The organism is Kineococcus lubricus (assembly GCF_050871965.1).
In the GTDB taxonomy this organism is placed as follows: domain Bacteria; phylum Actinomycetota; class Actinomycetes; order Actinomycetales; family Kineococcaceae; genus Kineococcus.
In genome coordinates this window covers 138641-157036 of the sequence record NZ_JBJLSK010000009.1, presented here as the reverse complement: position 1 = coordinate 157036, position 18396 = coordinate 138641, and the positions used below count along the sequence as shown (strand labels likewise).

18 protein-coding genes are annotated in these 18396 nt (G+C 74.6%); 9 read left to right on the top strand and 9 right to left on the bottom strand.

All coding sequences use genetic code 11. The features are described from left to right. Nucleotides 1–222: 222 nt before the first annotated feature. Genes ACRYRX_RS09120 through ACRYRX_RS09100 form a run of 5 tightly spaced genes read right to left on the bottom strand, consistent with a single transcriptional unit; the run spans nt 223 to nt 6195 of the window. Nucleotides 223–1167: an ROK family protein gene (locus ACRYRX_RS09120; RefSeq protein WP_432511535.1), complete on the bottom strand. Its 945-nt coding sequence runs from the start codon at nt 1165–1167 to the stop codon at nt 223–225. 2 nt (nt 1168–1169) lie between these two features. Beyond that, a complete protein-coding gene (locus ACRYRX_RS09115) occupies nt 1170–2963 on the bottom strand; it encodes a family 20 glycosylhydrolase (protein ID WP_432511534.1) in 1794 nt (597 codons plus the stop codon). Nucleotides 2964–2993: 30 nt separating this feature from the next. After that, nucleotides 2994–3899: a carbohydrate ABC transporter permease gene (locus tag ACRYRX_RS09110; protein WP_432511533.1), complete on the bottom strand. Its 906-nt coding sequence runs from the start codon at nt 3897–3899 to the stop codon at nt 2994–2996. Then, nucleotides 3899–4861: a carbohydrate ABC transporter permease gene (locus tag ACRYRX_RS09105; protein WP_432511532.1), complete on the bottom strand. Its 963-nt coding sequence runs from the start codon at nt 4859–4861 to the stop codon at nt 3899–3901. The genes ACRYRX_RS09110 and ACRYRX_RS09105 overlap by 1 nt, the downstream gene beginning before the upstream one ends. A gap of 32 nt (nt 4862–4893) precedes the next feature. Next, the gene (locus ACRYRX_RS09100) at nt 4894–6195 is read right to left on the bottom strand and encodes an extracellular solute-binding protein (RefSeq protein ID WP_432511531.1); all 1302 of its coding nucleotides are present in this window, start codon (nt 6193–6195) and stop codon (nt 4894–4896) included. A 218-nt stretch (nt 6196–6413) separates the two neighbouring features. Here ACRYRX_RS09100 and ACRYRX_RS09095 point away from each other — a divergent pair, with 218 nt between their 5' ends. After that, complete coding sequence (locus ACRYRX_RS09095) at nt 6414–7595, top strand: ROK family transcriptional regulator (RefSeq protein ID WP_432511530.1); 1182 nt, start codon at nt 6414–6416, stop codon at nt 7593–7595. On the opposite strand, the gene ACRYRX_RS09090 is transcribed toward ACRYRX_RS09095, so the two are convergent. From ACRYRX_RS09090 to ACRYRX_RS09075, 4 genes are read right to left on the bottom strand one after another with little or no spacing between them, the layout of a single operon-like run. Further along, nucleotides 7588–8835 (bottom strand): FAD-dependent oxidoreductase, encoded by a 1248-nt coding sequence (locus ACRYRX_RS09090; protein WP_432511529.1) that lies wholly within the window; start codon nt 8833–8835, stop codon nt 7588–7590. The genes ACRYRX_RS09095 and ACRYRX_RS09090 overlap by 8 nt on opposite strands. Before the next feature lie 56 nt (nt 8836–8891). Further along, nucleotides 8892–9842: an LLM class flavin-dependent oxidoreductase gene (locus ACRYRX_RS09085; protein WP_432511528.1), complete on the bottom strand. Its 951-nt coding sequence runs from the start codon at nt 9840–9842 to the stop codon at nt 8892–8894. After that, nucleotides 9839–11047, bottom strand: a complete 1209-nt coding sequence (locus ACRYRX_RS09080) for an MFS transporter (RefSeq protein WP_432511527.1) — start codon at nt 11045–11047, stop codon at nt 9839–9841. The genes ACRYRX_RS09085 and ACRYRX_RS09080 overlap by 4 nt, the downstream gene beginning before the upstream one ends. Then, nucleotides 11044–11598, bottom strand: a complete 555-nt coding sequence (locus ACRYRX_RS09075) for a TetR/AcrR family transcriptional regulator (RefSeq protein ID WP_432511526.1) — start codon at nt 11596–11598, stop codon at nt 11044–11046. Before ACRYRX_RS09075 ends, ACRYRX_RS09080 begins: the two co-directional genes overlap by 4 nt. A gap of 87 nt (nt 11599–11685) precedes the next feature. Between ACRYRX_RS09075 and ACRYRX_RS09070 the strand changes: the two genes are divergently transcribed. The 8 genes from ACRYRX_RS09070 to ACRYRX_RS09035 all read left to right on the top strand — a co-directional run bounded on the left by ACRYRX_RS09070 (nt 11686) and on the right by ACRYRX_RS09035 (nt 18271). Then, nucleotides 11686–11955, top strand: coding sequence for a hypothetical protein (locus tag ACRYRX_RS09070; RefSeq protein ID WP_432511525.1), 270 nt, complete (start codon nt 11686–11688; stop codon nt 11953–11955). Between the two features lie 59 nt (nt 11956–12014). Beyond that, nucleotides 12015–12611 carry a biotin transporter BioY gene (locus ACRYRX_RS09065; RefSeq protein WP_432511524.1) on the top strand — a complete coding sequence of 199 codons (597 nt, stop codon included), beginning with the start codon at nt 12015–12017 and terminating at the stop codon, nt 12609–12611. Nucleotides 12612–12615: 4 nt separating this feature from the next. Continuing rightward, nucleotides 12616–13290 (top strand): energy-coupling factor ABC transporter ATP-binding protein, encoded by a 675-nt coding sequence (locus tag ACRYRX_RS09060; RefSeq protein WP_432511522.1) that lies wholly within the window; start codon nt 12616–12618, stop codon nt 13288–13290. Nucleotides 13291–13318: 28 nt separating this feature from the next. Further along, nucleotides 13319–13963 (top strand): CbiQ family ECF transporter T component, encoded by a 645-nt coding sequence (locus tag ACRYRX_RS09055; RefSeq protein ID WP_432511521.1) that lies wholly within the window; start codon nt 13319–13321, stop codon nt 13961–13963. A 143-nt stretch (nt 13964–14106) separates the two neighbouring features. Continuing rightward, complete coding sequence (locus tag ACRYRX_RS09050; RefSeq protein ID WP_432511520.1) at nt 14107–14847, top strand: sugar phosphate isomerase/epimerase family protein; 741 nt, start codon at nt 14107–14109, stop codon at nt 14845–14847. After that, the gene (locus tag ACRYRX_RS09045) at nt 14844–15953 is read left to right on the top strand and encodes a Gfo/Idh/MocA family protein (protein WP_432511519.1); all 1110 of its coding nucleotides are present in this window, start codon (nt 14844–14846) and stop codon (nt 15951–15953) included. The genes ACRYRX_RS09050 and ACRYRX_RS09045 overlap by 4 nt, the downstream gene beginning before the upstream one ends. Before the next feature lie 117 nt (nt 15954–16070). Beyond that, nucleotides 16071–17267, top strand: coding sequence for a Gfo/Idh/MocA family protein (locus tag ACRYRX_RS09040; RefSeq protein ID WP_432511518.1), 1197 nt, complete (start codon nt 16071–16073; stop codon nt 17265–17267). Continuing rightward, a complete protein-coding gene (locus tag ACRYRX_RS09035) occupies nt 17264–18271 on the top strand; it encodes a LacI family DNA-binding transcriptional regulator (protein WP_432511517.1) in 1008 nt (335 codons plus the stop codon). Before ACRYRX_RS09040 ends, ACRYRX_RS09035 begins: the two co-directional genes overlap by 4 nt. Nucleotides 18272–18396: the final 125 nt, after the last annotated feature.

Below are 18396 nucleotides of genomic sequence, written 5' to 3'. Positions count from 1 at the left end.
ACGGCACCCCGCTGCACACCACGCACGCGCAGAACCAGCGTGACGTGACGGTGACGTTGCCGGCGAGCGGTCTGTACCGCGTCGACCTCAGCGACGACGTCCACTCCGGGTCCCAGCAGCTCACCCTGAGCATCCCCCGCCGCTGACCCGGGGGGACCGGACCACGGCGACCGCCGCCCCCGTGAGGGCGCGGCGGTCGCCGTCGTGGGTCCGGAGGTGCGTCTACGGCTGAGCGGCTGCCGCCCCGATCGCGGCCACCGGCCGCCCGGCCGGCAGCAGCCGCAGCCGCTCGTCCAGCGCGAGCCCGCGCAGGAACACCGAACCGCGGGCCTGGTCCCGCAGCGTCGTGGCGACCGCGTCCAGCAGCGGCTGCCCGACCCCGGCGACCCCACCGGCGAGGACGATGACGGCCGGGTCGAACGTCAGCGCCAGGGTGCGCACGGCCAGCGCGACCCCGCCGGCCCAGCGGGCCAGCACCGCCCCCGCGGCCCGGTCCCCGGCGGCGGCCGCGGCGAACAGGTGGTCGGCCGAGCGCCCCTCGTCGCCGTGCGGCCAGTCCCGCTGGAGGGCCGAACCGGAGGCCACCGTCTCCAGGCAGCCGCGCTGCCCGCAGTTGCACAGGTGACCCGCCGGGTCGAGGGCCAGGTGGCCGATCTCCCCGGCCGCCGACCGGGACCCGCGCAGGAGTTCCCCGCCGACCACGAGCCCGGCGGCCAGCCCGGTGCCCAGCGACAGCAGCGCGAGGTCGCCGTCGGGGGCGAGCAGCGAGTACGCGCCCAGGGCGGCGGCGTTGACGTCGTTCTCCACGACGACGGGGACGCCGCCCACGGCGACGCTGACGAGCCCGGCGAGGTCGACCGGTTCGGGCCCGAAGCCCAGGTTCACGGCGCTGCGCACGGTGCCGTCGGCGGGATCCACCAGACCGGGCACGCCGATCCCGATGCCGTCCAGCAGCGACGGGGCGCCGATCTCCTCGAGGAGCCCGGCCACCACCTCCGAGGCGGTCGTCACGACGTTCTCGACCCCGGCGGGGGTCAGGCGCCGGCCGGTGGCCAGCACCTGGTTCCCCGCCCCGAGGGCGACCCCGTCGATCTTCGTGCCGCCGATGTCCAGACCGATGCGCACGGTCGCGACCTGCGTGAGACCGAGCCCCGTGAGCACGGTCACGGTCAGCTCGCCGCGCGCAGCAGGGCGTGCCGCAGCTCACCGAACTCGGCGAGGCTGTCGGCGAGCCCGCCCGGGCGCGAGCGCAGCAGCCAGCAGGCGCGCTGCTCCTCCAGCAGCCCGTCGAGCTCGGTCAGCAGACCGGGCGCGGCGCCGGCCGCGAAGGAGCCGTCCTCGGCGCGGGCCTGCAGCACCCGCACGGCCAGTTCGCTCAGCCGCAGCGCCTGGGTCAGCTCGCGCACCACGACGTCCCCGTCGGCGGCCGCGGGCTCGGCGGTGCGCAGGTCGGCCAGGCAGGACCGCAGCGACTCCCCGACCGCGGCCAGCGCCTGCGGGGCGGGCACGGCCCACGGCTTGAGCTGGTCCGGCTCGCGCAGCACCAGGCACAGCGGGGAGGCGTTCAGCAGCGGGGTGCCGAGCTGCTGGCACACCTGCCCGGCCCGGACCAGCACGTCGCCGGTGACGCCCGTGGGGTCCAGCAGGAGCCGCTGGGAGAGCACCTCGGCGATGTCGACGTCGCGGTTGTCCTCCAGCGACCAGGACACCGCCCCGCCGAACAGGGCGGGGCCGAAGGCCACGACGGGCGGGTCCCAGTGGCCGTGGTCGCCCCAGGAGGTGTTCAGGTAGCCCTGAGCGGAGTTCTCCAGGCCGACCTCGGCGGCGTCGACCATGTTCGCGACGGCGTTGTCCCACCGGCCCAGCAGGGAGTTCCAGTTGCTGGCGCCGGGGGCCACCCAGAACGGGACGCCGGCGCCGAGCAGCAGCTTGGCGCGGTCGCGGAACCCGTCGCGCAGCGCGGTGACGTCGACGCCGAGCGAGCGCCACTCCTGCACCTGCCCGGGGGAGGCGGCGTCGACGACCTCGGCCAGCAGGGCGGGGGAGTCGTACTGCCACACGACGGGGACGGCCCCGGCGGGGACCTTGTCCATCAGCTCGGGGTGGTCGCCGAAGACGTCGGCCCAGAACTCCACGGTGTAGCCGCGGTCCAGCCAGGGCTGCATGATCGAGGTGACGTACTCGAAGTAGACGGTGCCGAGCCCGACCTCCTCGGCGCGCTGGGCGCTCTTGCCGGTGCCGAGCTCCCACGGTTCGTCGGCGCCGATGTTGACGCGCTTGGTGCGGAAGTGGGGGACGACGTCCTCCAGCAGGCCCTGCACGAACGCCGCGTTCTCCGGGGTGGGTTCCACGGTGCTCGGGGGCCGGTGCTGGCCGCGCATCGAGAACCCGTCCTCGTTCTCGGCGCGCTTGGCGTGCTCGGGGTGCTTGAGGAAGCGCTCCATGTGCCCGAGGGTGTTCTGGTTGCAGACCAGCTCGATCCCGCGGGAGGCGCAGAGGCCGTCGAGCCAGCGCAGGTCGTCGGCGGTGAGCGGGGAGGCGTCCTGCCAGACGGCCTGCTCCCCGGTGAACGCGAACGTGTGCTCGGTGTACAGCTCGAAGGAGTTGATCCGGGCCAGTTCGAGGACCTCGACCCAGCGGGCCAGCGTGCGGCGGGTCGGGACGCGGTCGCGGCTGATGTCGAGCATGAACCCGCGGACGGGGAAGTCCGGGTGGTCGCTCACGTCGTAGCCGGTGGTGGCGAAGTCGCGGTCGGCGCGCAGCTGGTCCAGCGTCGCGAGCCCGTAGCGCAGGCCGGCGGCGTCGGAGTGGGTGACGGTGGTGCCGTCCGGGGAGGTCTGGACCCGGTAGCCCTGGGGCGGGACCGAGGCGTCGAGCACGACGCGCACGGGGGCGTCGGGGGCGGGCCCGCTGCCGGTCGTCGTCGTCATCGACTTCGGGCGGGGGAACGGGGTGACAGGCACGGGGTGCTCCTGATCGTGGGGGAGGGGGTTTCAGCCCTTGACGGCGCCGGCGACCATGCCCTTGGTCATGGCGTTCTGCACGAGGACGAAGACGACGAGGACGGGGACGGCGATGAGGGTGGAACCGGCCATGACACCGGCCCAGTCGGTCTCCTGGAGGTTGGAGGAGAACGTCTGGAGCCAGACCGGCAGGGTCATGCGGTCGCCGGAGGCGAGGACGACGAACGCGAGGGTGTACTCGTTCCAGGCCACCAGGAAGCCGAACACGCCGGTGGCGACCAGGCCGGGGCCCAGCAGCGGCAGGGTGACGCGGAAGAACGCGGTGAACCGGGAGCAGCCGTCGACCGTGGCGGCCTCCTCCAGCTCCACCGGGATCCCGTCGACGAAGCCCTTGAGCATCCAGACGGTGAACGGGACGATCATGCCCATGTAGAGCAGCGACAGCCCCGCGACGGAGTTCAGCAGGCCCCAGCCGTCGAGCATCCGGTACTGGGAGATGAACAGCGCCTCGGCGGGGATCATCTGCACGATGAGCACCGCGATGAGCACGCCGCGGCGGCCGATGAAGGAGAACCGGCTGAGCGCGACGGCGCCGAACAGGGCGGCGACGACGCACACGGCGACCGACAGCAGCGAGGCGGCCAGGCTGAACCCCATGGACGTCCAGAACGCGTCGGAGGTCAGGACCTGCCCGAAGGCGCGGAAGGTCGGCTGCACCGGGGCCAGCAGCGGGGGGCTGGACCGCAGCCGGTCCTCCGGCATGAGCGCGGAGTTGACCATCCAGTAGATCGGGAAGATCCACACGAGGGCGAACACGAGCGTCAGGGCGTTCCACAGCGGCCGCCGCCGGTTCTTCGCCGAGCGGGTGCGGGTGTCGAACAGCGGGGTCCCGGTGGTGCCGGTGCCGGTCGTGGTGGTGGCGGCGGTGGTGGCCATCAGAGGTCTCCCTGCTTCATGAGCGTGCGCATGTACCGCCAGGTCAGCAGCAGGACCAGCAGCAGCATGACGGTCGCCAGCGCCGACGCGATGCCGTACTGACCGCCGCCGATGCCGACCTCGTAGACGTAGGTGCCCAGCAGGTTCGTGGCCCGGTTGTTCCCGGCGACCCCCTGCAGGACGTTGATCTGGGTGAACACCTTCAGGTCCCAGATGATCTCCAGCATCGTGACGAGCAGGATCACGGGGCGGATCATCGGCAGCACGACGTGGCGCAGCCGGGCGAGCCAGCCGGCCCCGTCGAGCTGGGAGGCCTCGACGACCTCCTCGTCGACCTGGTTGAGGGCGGCGTAGGTCATCATCGTGACGAGCGGGACCGAGGTCCAGATCACGGTGGTGGCCGCGATGGCGAAGAACGTCCACTGGTTGCCGGCCAGCCAGGAGAAGTTCTCGAAGGCGTCCAGGCCGATCGAGGTGAGGAACCAGTTCACGAAGCCGTAGCGCGGTTCGGTGAGCCAGATGTAGGAGGTCAGGGCGGAGATCGGCGGCATCGCCCAGGCCAGCACCAGGGTGATCTGGAGGGTGACCCGGAACAGCGGGGACACCTTCTGCAGCAGCAGGGCGAAGGCGATGCCGATGACCATGGTGAGGCCGGCGCTGACCGCGCAGAAGGCGACCGACCGGGCCGTGACGACCCAGAAGTAGGGGTCGGTCAGCACTTCGCGGTAGTTGGCCAGGCCGACCCACTCGGGGGGCTGCCCGAACTGCTGGGCCAGCCCGAACTCCTGGAACGACATGATGAACTGCCGGACCAGCGGGTAGCCCAGGGCCAGGCACACCAGCCCCACCGGCAGGACCAGCAGCAGGTAGGGCGCCGCGAGCGAACCCCGGCGGCGGCGGGGCCGCGCCGGTGGGGACGCCGCGGCGACTCCCGGCGGTGCGGTCGTGAGCTGCTCGGACACCACGTCTCCTCCTCCTGGTCCTGTTGCTCCGGTCAGCCCTTGTTGAGCGCGTCGGCGATGGTCGTGTCCAGCTCGGCGGCCACGGCCTTGACGTCCTCGCCGCGGGCGATGCGGGTCCAGAAGTCGCGCGGGACGTTGTTGCCGTCCAGGACGCCCCACTGCGGGGAGTTCGGGGTGAGGACGGAGTTCTCGATGATCTCCTGGGCGATGGAGCCGGTGGGGCCCTCCAGGGCCGACGTGAACGACGTCCGGCCCGGGATCCAGCCGCCGACGGCGGCCATGTCGGTCATGAACTCGTCGGAGTAGATGAGCTTCAGCAGGGCCTGCGACAACTCCAGGTTGTGGTTGTTGGCGGAGATCCCGATGCTGGACCCGCCGGAGAAGGTGTTGCCGATGCTGCCGGGGGTGAGGCCGGGCAGCGCCATGACGCCCACCTTGCCGGCGTCCCACATCGCCTGGTCGATCTTGGCGGCGGCCACGTTGAGCGCGCTGTAGATGCCGAGCTTGCCCTGGTTGAACAGCTGGTGGGCGGCCTGCACGTTGTCGTTGGAGTCCAGGGCGTACTTGGTGGCGTTGAGCATGAGGTCCTGCACCTGGGTCAGCGCCGCCTGCGACTCGGGGGTCGACAGCGTGCCCTTCCAGGTGTCGCCGTCCTGCTCGGCGTACTGCCCGCCGTGGGTGAACAGCCAGCCCTCGTTGGTGTGCGGGTCGGCGCCGGGCATGTAGATGCCGGAGAACTCCGGGGTGCCCTCGGGGTTGGCCGCGTCCAGGGCCTTGGCGGCGGCGACGAGCTCGTCGAGGCTGGTGGGGACGGCGATGCCCGCGGCGGCGAACAGGTCCTTGCGGTAGTAGTAGACGCGGGCCCCGGCGTACAGCGGGGTGGCGTAGAGCTTGCCCTCCCAGGAGCCGGCGTCGATGAAGCTCTGGATGAGGTCGCTGCCGCCGAGGGTCTCCTCCTGGTCGGAGATGTCGAGCAGGGCCCCCACGGAGGAGAACAGCGCGACCTGCGTGTTGCCGAACTCGACGACGTCGGGGCTCTCGTCCTCGCTGGCCAGGCTGGTCTGGAGCTTGGAGACGATGCCGTCCCACTGCTGCACCTCGACGGTGAGGGTGGCGCCCTCGTTCTGGCTCTCGAAGGTGGTCTTGAGCCAGTCGCGGGTCTGCTCGGGGATGGAGTCCTCCATGAACCAGATCTTCAGGTCCTTGCGGTCGCCCCCGCCCCCGCCCCCGCCGCCGCTGCTGCTGCCGGAGGAGTCGCCGCCGCAGGCGCTGAGGCCGCCGAGGAGGGCGGCGCCGGAGGCGGTGGCGAGCAGGGATCGCCGGGTGAGGTTCATGGTCGGCAGCCTTTCGGTTCGGAGTGCGGTTTCTGGTGCGGCGGGGAGGAGGTGCGGGCGTTCCGGTGGGGGACGCTCTCGACTCGGCCTTGAGTCTTCGCACCCCGATGTGCGGGTGACAAGTGTTAGGACACCTGCTTAACAGGAATGTAACCCTCCCTGCCCATCCAGGGGAAGGGGGCTTGCCGACTCATTCGTCAGTGGGGGAAACTAATGCGGTGACCGTCCCCGCCGTCCCCGCCGTCCGAGGCCCGCGACCGCACCCGACGCCGTGGCGCACCTCGACCCGGGCGCTGCGGCCCAGCGCCAAGGTGCTGCCCTCCCAGGCCCGCGCCCACAACCGCGCGGTCGTGCTGGGGCTGCTCTTCCACGAGGGGCCGGTGTCGCGGGCCGACCTGGCCCGCGCCACCGGGCTGACCCGGGTGACCGTCTCGGAGATCGTCGCCGACCTCCTGGCCGACGAGCTGGTCGCCGAGCTGGGCCTGCGCCCGGAGGGGCGGGTCGGCAAGCCCGCCATGATGGTCGGCCTGCGGACCTCCGACCACCACATCGTCGCCGTCGACCTGCAACGGCTGCCCTCGGCCCGCGTCGCGCTGCTCGACCTCACCGGCACCGTCGTCAGCGAGCAGACGGCCGACTTCTCCGGCCTGCGCGGCGAGGAGGCGCTCACCGCGCTGGAACGCCTGTGCCGCAGCACCGTCGACTCCGCGCCCGGACGGGTCGTGGGGGTCGGCATCGGGACCCCCGGCATCGTCGACGCCACCGGCGGCATCGTGGAGTCGGTCCGGCTGGGCTGGAAGTACCTCCCGCTGGGCCAGCGGCTGTCCGAGGCGCTCGGGCTGGGGGTGCACGTCGCCAACGACGGGGACGCGGCCGCGCTGGCCGAGTTCACCTACGGCGAGGCGTCGTCCTCGGGGTTCATGGCCGTCGCCGTCGGCCAGGGGGTCGGGGCCGGGATCGTCCTGGACGGGCACCTCGTGCGCGGGCACCGCCTGGCCGCGGGGGAGATCGGCCACCTCACGGTCGACCCCCGGGGCGAGGAGTGCCAGTGCGGCCGGCGCGGCTGCCTGGAGACCATCGTCGCCCCCACCTACCTCGCGCGGACGCTCCAGGGCCTCTCGCCCGTCCGCCGCCGCACCGCGCTGCGGGACGCCGGCCGGCGCCTGGGCGCGGTGCTCGCCCCGGTCGTCGCCGCCCTCGACCTGGAGGAGGTGCTGCTCATCGGCCCCGCCGACCTGCTCGACGGCCCCCTCCTCGAGGCGGCCGCCGCGACCGTCGAGGGGACCCTGCTGCCGGCCAGCGGCCCCTCGGTGCGGGTCCGGATGGGCAACCGCGGCGAGGACGGCGTGCTCCAGGGCGCCGCCGCCCTCGTGCTCGCGGGCGAGCTCGGGTTCAGCTGACCCGGGCCCACGCCGGGACGCGCTCGGGGCGCGGGCCGATCCCGATGAACGCCGCGGGCACCGCCGACAGCGCCGGGAACCGGCGCAGCAGGCGCAGCGCGCCGTCGGGGACCGCACCCGCGCGGCCGGCCAGGGCGGGGGCGACGACCCGGCGGTGCAGGACCCGCTGCACGCCCTGCACGACGACGGTGGGGAACCCGCGGCGCCGCTGCACCCGGGCCAGGAGCCGGCGCGGGCGGCGGGACGGGGCCGCGCCGCCGAACGCCCCCTCCCGCAACGGCGCGGCCAGCAGGCGGGCGGTGGCGATCGCGTCCTGCACGGCCAGGTTGATCCCCACCCCGCCCACGGGCGACATCGCGTGCGCGGCGTCGCCGATGCACAGGACGCCCGGGGCCCACCAGCGCCGCAACCGGTCCAGGCGGACGTCGAGCACCTTGACGTCGTCCAGCGACCTCAGCCCGCCCAGTTCCCCGGCCAGTTCCGGCAGCAGCCCGGCGACCCGCTCCCGCAGGTCCTCAAGCCCGCGCCGGCGCAGGTCGGCGTCGGTGCCCTTGGGGCCCAGGTAGGCGACCTGCACGTACCCCTCGCGCGGGATCGGGATGAGCGCCCCGCCCCGCCCGGCCCGCGGCACCAGCGCCTCCGGGGCCCGCCGCCCGGTCGGGACCCGGAACCACCACACGTCGAAACCCACGCCGAACGTGCGCGGCCGCAGGCCCGCGGCCCGGCGCACGACCGACCCGCGGCCGTCGCAGGCGACCACCAGGTCGGCCTCCAGGCGGCCCGGGCCGGCGGGGCCGCTGAACTCGACCCCGTGCACGCGTCCGCCCGAGCGCACCAGGGCGGTCACCTCGTGCTCGCGCAGCAGCGTGAACCCCGGCTCCCGCGCGGCCTGCCCGGCGAGCAGGTCCAGCAGGTCCCACTGCGGCACCATCGCGATGTAGGGGTGGGCCACGCGCAGCCGCCCGAAGTCGGCCAGGACGGCGGTGCCGCCCGCGCCGTCCGGCAGCGCCACCCGCTCCACCCGCGAGTGCGGCAGCGCGTCGAACCGCGCGAACAGGCCCAGGTCGTCCAGCGCGGTGAGGGTCGAGGGGTGCACGGTGTCCCCGCGGAAGTCGCGCAGGAAGTCCGCGTGCTTCTCCAGGACGGTCACCGCCACCCCGGCGCGGGCCAGCAGCAGGCCGAGCACCAGCCCGGCCGGGCCGCCGCCGACGACGGCGCAGGTGGTGCGAGCAGATTCCACCCGGCCATCGTCGCGCCGGGCGGCGCCCGGGCGCCAGGGCCGGGAGCTCGCCGCCCCTACCGTCCGGGCAGGACCGTGGCCAGGCTCGCCAGCGCCCCCAGCCGGTCGGCGCCGGTGGGGAACAGCACGACCTCGTCGAGCCCGGCCTCGCGCAGCTCGCCGATCCGGGTCCGCACCCGCTCCGCCGTCCCCGCCAGCGTCAGGTCGTCGACCCACGCGTCGGGCAGGCGGCGGGTGAACTCGACCGGGTCGCCGGCCGCGTCGCGCAGTTCCCGCAGCTCGGCGGCGTAGGGCGAGTGCGCCACGTGCACGGCGGCGTCGGGCGTCCCGACCCAGACGAGGCCCGGGCGCACGTCGGCGCGGGCGCGGGCGGGGTCGGCGTCCACGGCGGCCAGCTCGTACCCGATGAGGGCGTGGTCCGGGCCGGCGCCGATCTGCGCGCGGGCGGTGCGGGCGTACTCGGGGGTCACGGGTTCGGCCAGCAGCGTGCCGTCGGCGACCCGGCCCGAGACGGCCAGCGACTTCGGGCCGCGCACGCCGGTGACCACGCGCGGGGGAGTGCGCGGCGGGGACTCCAGCCGCACCCCGTCGAGCCGGACGTAGCGCCCCTCGACGGTCACCGTCTCCCCGTGCAGCAGGCGGCGGACGGCGTCGACGTGCTCGGCCAGCGACGTCAGCGGGCTGGCCCCCCAGGCGCCGACCTGCCGCATCCACAGCGGGACGCCGTGCCCCAGGCCGAGGGTGAACCGGCCGGGGAACTGCTCGGCCAGCGTCGCGGCCTCCATCGCGGTGAACGCCGGGTTCCGGGCCGCGGCCGGGGCGATGCCCAGCCCGACGTGGATCCGCCCGGTGACCGCCAGGGCGGCCCCGGCCTGCGCGAAACCCCCGCGGAACCCCAGGTCCTCGATGACCCACAGGCTCGAGAAACCGAGTTCCTCGGCCCGCCGGGCGAAGGGCAGGACGTCGGCGGCGGGCAGGTCGCGGGGCAGGGCCACGCCGGTGCTCACGGTCGGACCACCTCTCGGGTCGGGTTCGTTCGGGGACGGGTGACGGCGCGGGCCGAGCAGCCCGAGACGACGACCACGGCGAGCACGAGCAGGATGGCACCGCGCAGGCCGACGTGCTCACCGACCAGGCCCAGGACCGGCGGCCCGACCAGGAACGCCAAGTACCCGGCGGTGGCGACCGCGCTCACGCGGCGCGCGGCCCCGACCGGGTCGTCGCCCGCCGCCGACAGCGCGACGGGGAAACCGAGGGCTGCGCCCAGACCCCACAGCAGCACCCCGGCGACGGCGAGGGTGATCCCGGGGGCGAAGGACACCAGGGCGATCCCGGCGACGGCGGCGACCGCGGAGACGGCCACCACCGGGGCCCGGCCGCAGCGGTCCAGGACGGGGCCGCCCGCGAAGCGTCCCGCCGCCATCGCCGCGCCGAAGAACGCGTACACCAGCGCCCCGGTCGTGGCGGTGAGCCCGAAACCGTCGACGACGATCAGCGGCAGCCAGTCGCCCGCCGACCCCTCGGCCAGGGCCATGCCCAGGACCACGACCCCGATGGCCAGCGTGCGGGGCTCGCGCCACACCGACAGGAAACCCCCGACGGTCTGCCGCAGCGGGGTGCGCGCGGCGCTGCGCGGTTCCCGGCCGGTGGCGGCCGGCAGGTTCCGCACGAGCCACGCCGTGGCCGCGGCGGTGAGCGCGGCGACGGCCAGCAGGTGCACCGGGACGGGCAGGTCCGCGGCGTTGGCCGCCAGTCCCAGCAGCGCCCCGGCGCACAACCCGGCGCTGTACGCGCCGTGCAGGCTCGGCACGACGGTCCGGCCCAGGGCCGCTTCGAGCGCGACGCCGTCGACGTTCAGCGCGATCTCGCCCGAGCCCATCCCCACGCCCAGCAGCGCCAGGCCGAGGGCGACGACCGGGGCGAGCCCGAGCAGCGCGCCGACGGCCACGACGAGCGACCCGGCGGCGATGCAGGCCATGCCGGTCCGGATCACCGCCCGCGCCCCGGACCGGGCCACGTACGTCCCGCCGATCGCGATGCCGACCATCGAACCGGCCGACAGCCCGGCGATGACCAGTCCCATCCCGGCCGTGCTGGAACCGGTGAGGTCGCGGATCGCGGGGGTGCGGGACACCCACGTCGCCATCGACAGGCCGGTGCAGGCGAACGCCGTGGTCAGCGCGGCGCGGACCCGCAGGGGGGTGGTGGTCACGGGAAACCCTCCAGGGGGCCGGTGAGCCGCCGGACGGCGGCGCGGACGCGGTCGAGGTCGAAACCCTCGGTGGAGATCCAGCTGTGCAGGACCAGGCCCTCGTACAGGGCGTCGATCATCGGGGCGAGGTCGGCGGGGAAGTGGCGGGCGAGGGAACCCCGGGACCGGTGCATCCACTGCTGCACGAGTTCGCGGTACCGCTCGTCCCGAACGGCCAGGGCCCACAGCTCGGTCTGCAGCACCGTGTCGCGCCGGTGCTCCACGCCCTCCCCGGCGATGATCCGCACGACGCCCTCGCGCGGGTCGCTGCCGGGGGGGAGTTCGGCCAGGACCCGGTCGAACCGCGCGTGCATGGTGTCGGCGAGGTGGGTGAACGCGGCCAGCAGCAGGGCGTCGCGGGTGGGGAAGTGGTACGTCATCGAGCCCAGCGGCACGTCGGCCGCCGCCGCGACGGTGCGGTAGGTCGCGCCCTGGGTGCCGTGCTCGGCGATGACGTCGAGGACGGCCTCGACGATGCGGTCCCGGCGGTCGGGGTCGGTGCGGCGGGCCACGTCGAGGAAGCTATCAGAACGTCCGTACGAACTGGGGAGGACCCGGGCCGACGTGCACCGTCCCGGCGCCCCGCCGATCATGGACCGATGAGGACGCACGAGGACGGCCACTACGAGAGGGCCGGGCACGACGTGCCCAACGCCGAGGCCGAGGTGGCGGACCTGCGCCGGGCGCGCGACCCCGGTGAACCCGGCGCCCAGCACGAACCCGACGGCTACCCCGAGGAGGTCGACCCCCGGCTCGGGCCGTTGCAGGGCCGCGACCCCGGGCTGCTCGGGGACCTGCGGCACCCCGGGGCGCCCCACCGCGAGAGCCACCCCGAGGAGTCCGCCGAGGCGTCCGGGCCACCGGCCTGAGCCGCCGCGGGCCCGTCAACGGCACCGGGCCCCGGACGCGGCTCCGCTAGATTCCCCCGGTGACCTCCACGCGTGCGACGTCCACCCCGTCCGGCATCCGTCGGCCGGTCGAACGGTCCCGCGACCTGGCCCTGGTCGCGGTGTTCGCGGCCCTGGTCTGCGCGCTGGCGCTCACCCCGGGCATCCCCGTGGGGGTCCTCGCCATCCCGATCACCCTGCAGACGCTCGGCGTCATGCTGTGCGGCGCCGTCCTCGGGCCCTGGCGCGGAGCGGCCGCGGCCGCCCTCTACCTGCTCGTGGGCGCCCTCGGCATCCCCGTGTTCGCCAACGGCGCCTCCGGCCTGGCGTCGTTCGCCGGCCCCGGGGCCGGGTTCCTCCTGTCCTACCCCTTCGCGGCGTTCGTCGTCGGCTGGCTCACCCGTGCCGGGACCCGCCGCGGCCGGCCCGCCCTGGGCACCGCCCTGGGGGCCGTCGCCGGCGGCATCGGCGTCGTCTACCTCGGTGGCGTCCCGGGCATGGCGATCGCCGGGAACCTCACCCTGGCCCGCGCCGCCGTGGTCTGCGCCGCCTACCTGCCCGGCGACCTGGTCAAGGTCGTGCTCACCGTCCTCGTCGCCTCCCCGGTGCACCGCGCGTTCCCCCGGCTGAACCGCTGAACGGGTGATCCGGTGCGAAGGGGTCCGGGTCGACGCCGAGGAACGCGTCGTCCTGCACCCGCTGGACCTGGAGCTCACCGACCCCTTCACGGTGCTCGTGGGCCCCAACGGGTCCGGCAAGTCCACCCTCCTGCGCCTGTTCGACGGCCTCGTCCTGCCCTCGGCGGGGCGGGTCCTCGTCGACGGGCTCGACCCGGAGGTCTCCCTGCGCGCGCTGCGCCGGCACGTGGGGTTCGTCTTCACCGACCCCGACGCGCAACTGGTCATGCCGACGGCCGTCGAGGACGTCGCCCTGTCGTTGCGGCGCACCGGGACCCGTGACCGGACCGGCCGGGCCCGGGAACTGCTCGCCGCGGCCGGGCTGGGGGAGCTGGCCGACCGCTCCGTCCGGGACGTCTCCTCGGGGCAGCGGCAGCTGCTGGCGCTGACGACGGTCCTGGCCACCGAACCCGCCGTCCTGCTGGCCGACGAGCCCACCACCCTGCTGGACCTGCGCACCGGGCGGCGGGTCGCCGAGGTCCTGCGCCACCCGCCCGCCCACGTCGCCCAGGTCGTCGTCGCCACCCACGACCTCGACCTCGCCGCCCGCGCCGACCGCGCCCTGTGGATCGAGGACGGCCGGGTCCGCGCCGACGGCCCGGCCGCCGAGGTCGTGGACGCCTACCGGGCCTCGGCCTAGGTGGGTGCGACGTGGGTGTGACGTGGGTGTGAGGAGGGGGCTGGCCGCCCCGCCCCCGCTGCTGGGCCTGGCCGAACCCGGCACCTCGGCCCTGCACCGCGCCGGCCCGGGCGCCAAGCTGCTGGGCCTGGTCCTCGTCGGGGCGGTCGTCGGCCTCGTCCGCGGGTTCGCCCCCGGCTGGCCCGCCGCCGCGGGGTTCACCGCGCTCCTCGCGCTCCTCGCCCTCGCCGCGCGCTCGGCCCGGCTGCGGCCGGGCCTGCTGCGCGCGCAGGTCCGCCGGACGTGGTGGCTGCTGCTCGCCCTCGCCGCGCTGCAGTGGTGGCTGGCCGGCCCGGCGCTCGCCGCGACCGTCGTCACCGGCCTGCTGGGCTGCCTGTGGGCCGCGACGCTGGTGACGGCCACGACGCCCGTCCCGGACCTGCTGGAGGCCGTCGTCCGGGCCCTGGGCCCGTCGCGGCGCGTCGGGGTCGACCCCGAGCGGGTGGGGTTCGCGTTCACGCTGACCCTGACGAGCATCCCCGTCGTGGGGCGGCTGCTCGCCGAGTCGCGCGAGGCGGCCGCGGCGCGCGGGCTGTCCGGCGACCCGCGCGCCCTGCTGGTGCCGACGGTCGTGCGGACCGTCGCGCACGCCGAGCGGCTGGGCGAGGCCCTCGCCGCGCGCGGCCTCGACTGACCACCCCTCGCCGGGGAGCGGGCACCGGTGAATACCTTCCACTGGAAGGTTCGCGTGTAGGCTGGCGCCGCGTCGCGGTCGACGCCACCACTGGTGGCCGGGGCCGCCGGCGCTCCCCGTCCACGGAACGAAGGAGTCTCGAGGTGCCCCGGAAACCCTCCGTGCAGCTGTACTCGGTGCGCGACGCCGCCGAGCAGGACCTGGCCGGTGCGGTCGCCCGCCTGGCCGCGACCGGCCTGACGCAGGTGGAGCCGTACGCCTTCCACACCCGCGCCGCCGAGCTCAAGGACGCCCTCGCCGCGGCCGGGGTCACCGCCCCGTCCGGGCACGCCTCCGTCATCGACGCGCAGAACCCGCGCGAGGTCTTCGAGGCCGCGAACCTCCTCGGGATCACCACCGTCATCGACCCGTTCATCCCCGCCGAGCGGTGGCGGACCGCCGACGACGTCGCGCGGATCGCCGACCGGGTCAACGAGCTCAGCGCCCTGGCGCCCGAGTACGTCCTGGAGTTCGGTTACCACAACCACCACTGGGAGCTCCAGACCTCGATCGAGGGCCGCTCGGCCCTGGAGGTGTTCGCCGACCGGCTCGCCCCCGAGGTCGTCCTGGAGATCGACACGTTCTGGGCCACCGTCGGCGGCGCCGACACCCCGGCGCTGCTCACCGCGCTGGGCGACCGGGTGAGGTTCATCCACGTCAAGGACGGCGCCAGGAGCACCGACACCTCCACGCAGCAGCCCGCCGGCCGGGGGGAGATCGACGTCCGCGCGATCCTCGCCGCCGCCCCGCAGGCCCTGCGCGTCATCGAGTTCGACGCTTACGCGGGGGACGTCTTCGACGGCATCGCCGCTTCCTTCGAGTGGTTGCAGGAGAACGACAAGTGAGCCGTGGTTCTGGTGTGGTCGGTGTCGGGGTCATCGGGGCGGGGAACATCTCGACCCAGTACCTGGAGAACCTGACGAAGTTCCCCGACCTGGAGGTCCGGTTCGTCGCCGACATCGCCCTGGACCGCGCCGCGGCGCAGGCGCAGGCGTTCGGCGTCGCCGCGTCCGGGACGGTCGAGGAACTGCTCGCCCGCGACGACGTGGAGATCGTCGTCAACCTCACCATCCCCGCCGCGCACGCCGAGGTCGGCCGGCAGGTGCTGGCCGCCGGCAAGCACGTCTGGAGCGAGAAACCTCTCGCCCTGGACGCGGAGTCCGGGCTGGCGCTGCTGGCCGACGCCGAACGGCTGGGGCTGCGGGTGGCCTGCGCCCCCGACACCGTGCTGGGCGCCGGGATCCAGACCGCGTTGCGCGCCATCGCCCGCGGCGACATCGGGCAGCCGCTGACGGCGACCACGATGTTCCACGTGCCCGGGCCCGAGGCGTGGCACCCGAACCCCGACTTCCTCTTCGCCCACGGGGCCGGTCCGCTGTTCGACATGGGGCCGTACTACGTGACGACCCTCGTGCACGCCTTCGGGTCGGCCAGCCGCGTCCAGGCCGTGTCGTCGAAGTCCGCCGAGCGCCGCACCATCGCCTCCGGCCCGCGGGCGGGGGAGACGTTCCCAGTCGAGGTGCCCACGCACCACGCCGCCCTGCTGGAGTTCGACGGCGGGCAGTCCGCGCAGTCGACGTTCTCGTTCCAGCACGCCATGCCGCGCATGGGCCTGGTCGAGATCAACGGCACCGAGGGCACGATCTCGCTGCCGGACCCGAACACGTTCGAGGGCGACTCGACCCTGTGGCGCTACGGGCAGGACGAGCCGACGACCCTCACCGCCGTCGGGTCGACGTACGGGCGCGGCTCCGGCGTCCTGGACCTGGCCCGCGCGATCCGCACGGGCGGGACCGAGCGGGCCTCGGGGGCCGTCGCGGCCCACGTCCTGGACGTGCTGCTGGCGATCCGCGACGCCGCCGCGCAGGGTTCGGCCGTCGAGATCACCTCGAAGGTGGCGCCCGTCGCGCCGCTGCCGGAGGACTGGGACCCCGCTGCCGCCACCCTCTGATCTACCCGTGTCACCTGGCACCGGCCCCCTCGCCGCAGTCCCGTGCAGCGAGGGGGTTGTCACGTGTAGATCCGTCTGCGAGGCTCGGTTCGTCCCCGTAGAACGGAGCAGTTCTCCATGGTCACCCTCGGCATGGTCGGCGCCGGTCAGTTCGCCGGTCAGTTCGCCAAGCTCTTCAACGTCCACCCCGACGTCGACCGCGTCCTCGTCACCGACGTCCTGCCCGAACGCGCGAAGGAGCTCGCCGACCGCGAGCACCTCGCCGGCACCTTCGACAGCTTCGAGGCGATGCTCGACTCGCCCGACGTCGACGCCGTCGCGATCTTCACCCAGCGCTGGACCCACGGCCCGCTCGTCGTGCAGGCCCTGCGCGCCGGCAAGCACGTCTACTCCGCGGTGCCCATGGCGATCACCGAGGAGGAGATCACCGAGATCGTCGCCGAGGTCCGCCGCACCGGCCTGTCGTACATGATGGGCGAGACGAGCCACTACAACCCGGCCACGGTGTTCGCGCGGCAGCAGGTCGCCCGCGACGCCTTCGGCCGCGTGTTCTACGCCGAGGGCGACTACGTCCACGACATGGACCTGGGGTTCTACGCCGCCTACCAGTACTCCGGCGGCGAGGACTGGAAGCGGACCGCCAGCTACCCGCCCATGCTCTACCCGACGCACTCCATCGGCGGGGTCCTCGGCGCGATCCCCGGGCACGCCGTCAGCGTGAGCTGCCTCGGCGTCACCGACGACCGCGGCGACGGCGTCTTCGACAAGGCCGTCAGCCAGTTCGGCAACGACTTCTCCAACGCCACCGCCCTGTTCGAGCTGAACACCGGGGCCGTCATGCGCATCAACGAGATGCGCCGCGTCGGGTACCCCTCGCACCTGCGCGAGTCCCGGTTCCGGTACTTCGGGACCGAGGGGAGCTTCGAGCAGCTCGCCACGATCAGCGTGTGGCAGGACAAGCAGGGCGTCACCGACGTCAGCGACCGCATCCACACCCGGCCCTCGATGGCCCACGACGACCCGCGGCTGGCGCACGTCGCCCCCGAGCTGCGCGACGCGTTCGTCTCCGGGTACGCCGAGGTCCACGACACCGCGCGGCTGCCGAAGGAGTTCGCCGGCGTCCCCACCGGCCACGAGGGCAGCCACCACTTCCTCGTCGACGACTTCGTCCGCTCCGTCGTCGACGGCACCCTGCCGCCGGTCAACGCGTGGGTCGCGGCCCGCTACACGATGCCCGGGATCATCGCGCACCGGTCGGCCCAGCAGGGCGGGCAGCGGCTGCCCGTCCCCGACCTCGGTGACCCGCCGGCGTGAACCCGCGCGTCACCCGCGCCGACGTCGCCCGGTACGCGGGCGTGAGTTCCGCGGTCGTCAGCTACGTCGTCAACGGCGGTCCGCGCCCGGTCGCCGAGGCGACCGCGGCGCGGGTCCGCGAAGCGGTCGAACTGCTGGGGTACCGGCCCAACCCGAGCGCGCAGGCGTTGCGGCGCGGGTCGTCCCGGCTCCTCGGGCACGTCGTGCCGGACCTCGGGAACCCGCTGTGGGCGCAGTTCGCGCTCGCCGTCGAGGACGTCGCCGCGGGCCGCGGTTACGACGTGCTGCTGGCCAGCACCGACGGCGGGGCCGAGGCCGAGCACCGGCGCATCGACACCCTCGCCGCCCGCGGCGTCGAAGCGCTCATCGTCACCAGCGTCCTGGCCCGGCCCGACCTGGTGGCCCGTTCCGGCCCCCGGGTACCGCTGGTCCTGCTCAACACGTTCTTCGAGGTGCCGGGGTTCCCCAGCCTGGGGGTCGACGCCTTCGGCGGGGCGCGCGAGGGCACCGCGCACCTGCTCGGCCACGGGTACGGCCCGGTCGGCCTGGTCATCGGCGGCGAGGCGGGGGAGCTGCGCGAACAGGGCTGGCGGGCCGCCGCGCGCGACGCCGGCGCCGGGGAGGGGCCGATCGAGCGCGGGGAGTTCTCCCGGGCCGGCGGGTACGCGGCCGGGACCCGGATGTTCGCCCGGCCCGACCGCCCCCGGGCCGTGTTCGTCGCCTCCGACCTGCAGGCCGTCGGGGTCCTGCGCGCGCTGTTCGAACTCGGGCTGCGCGTCCCGCGGGACGTCGCCGTCGTCAGCTTCGACGGGACGGTCGAGACGGAGTTCACCACCCCGCAGCTGACGACGGTGCGGCAGCCGGTGGCCGCGATGGCCGCGGCCGCCGTCGCCCGCGCCCTGGCCCCGGCCGAGACGCACGACCGGCAGGTGCTGCCCGCCGAGCTCGTCGTGCGGGCGTCCTGCGGGTGCGGGTCCGCGCCCGCGGCGGCCGGCTCCCGCTGAGGAGGCCCGCCGCCCGTCGTCGAGACCGTGATCGTCCCGGCTCAGGTGGTCCCCCGCGCCGTCGATGGTCAGCAGGGAGCACTCGCTCCTGCGTGCACCCGTGCACGTCTCGAGGAGGAGCGACG

Excerpts from the sequence above, each read along its gene's own strand:
- ACRYRX_RS09110 (WP_432511533.1), bottom strand. The coding sequence starts at position 3,899 with ATGGCCACCACCGCCGCCACCACCACGACCGGCACCGGCACCACCGGG.
- ACRYRX_RS09100 (WP_432511531.1), bottom strand. The coding sequence starts at position 6,195 with ATGAACCTCACCCGGCGATCCCTGCTCGCCACCGCCTCCGGCGCCGCC.
- ACRYRX_RS09070 (WP_432511525.1), top strand. The coding sequence starts at position 11,686 with ATGAGGACGCACGAGGACGGCCACTACGAGAGGGCCGGGCACGACGTG.
- ACRYRX_RS09040 (WP_432511518.1), top strand. The coding sequence starts at position 16,071 with ATGGTCACCCTCGGCATGGTCGGCGCCGGTCAGTTCGCCGGTCAGTTC.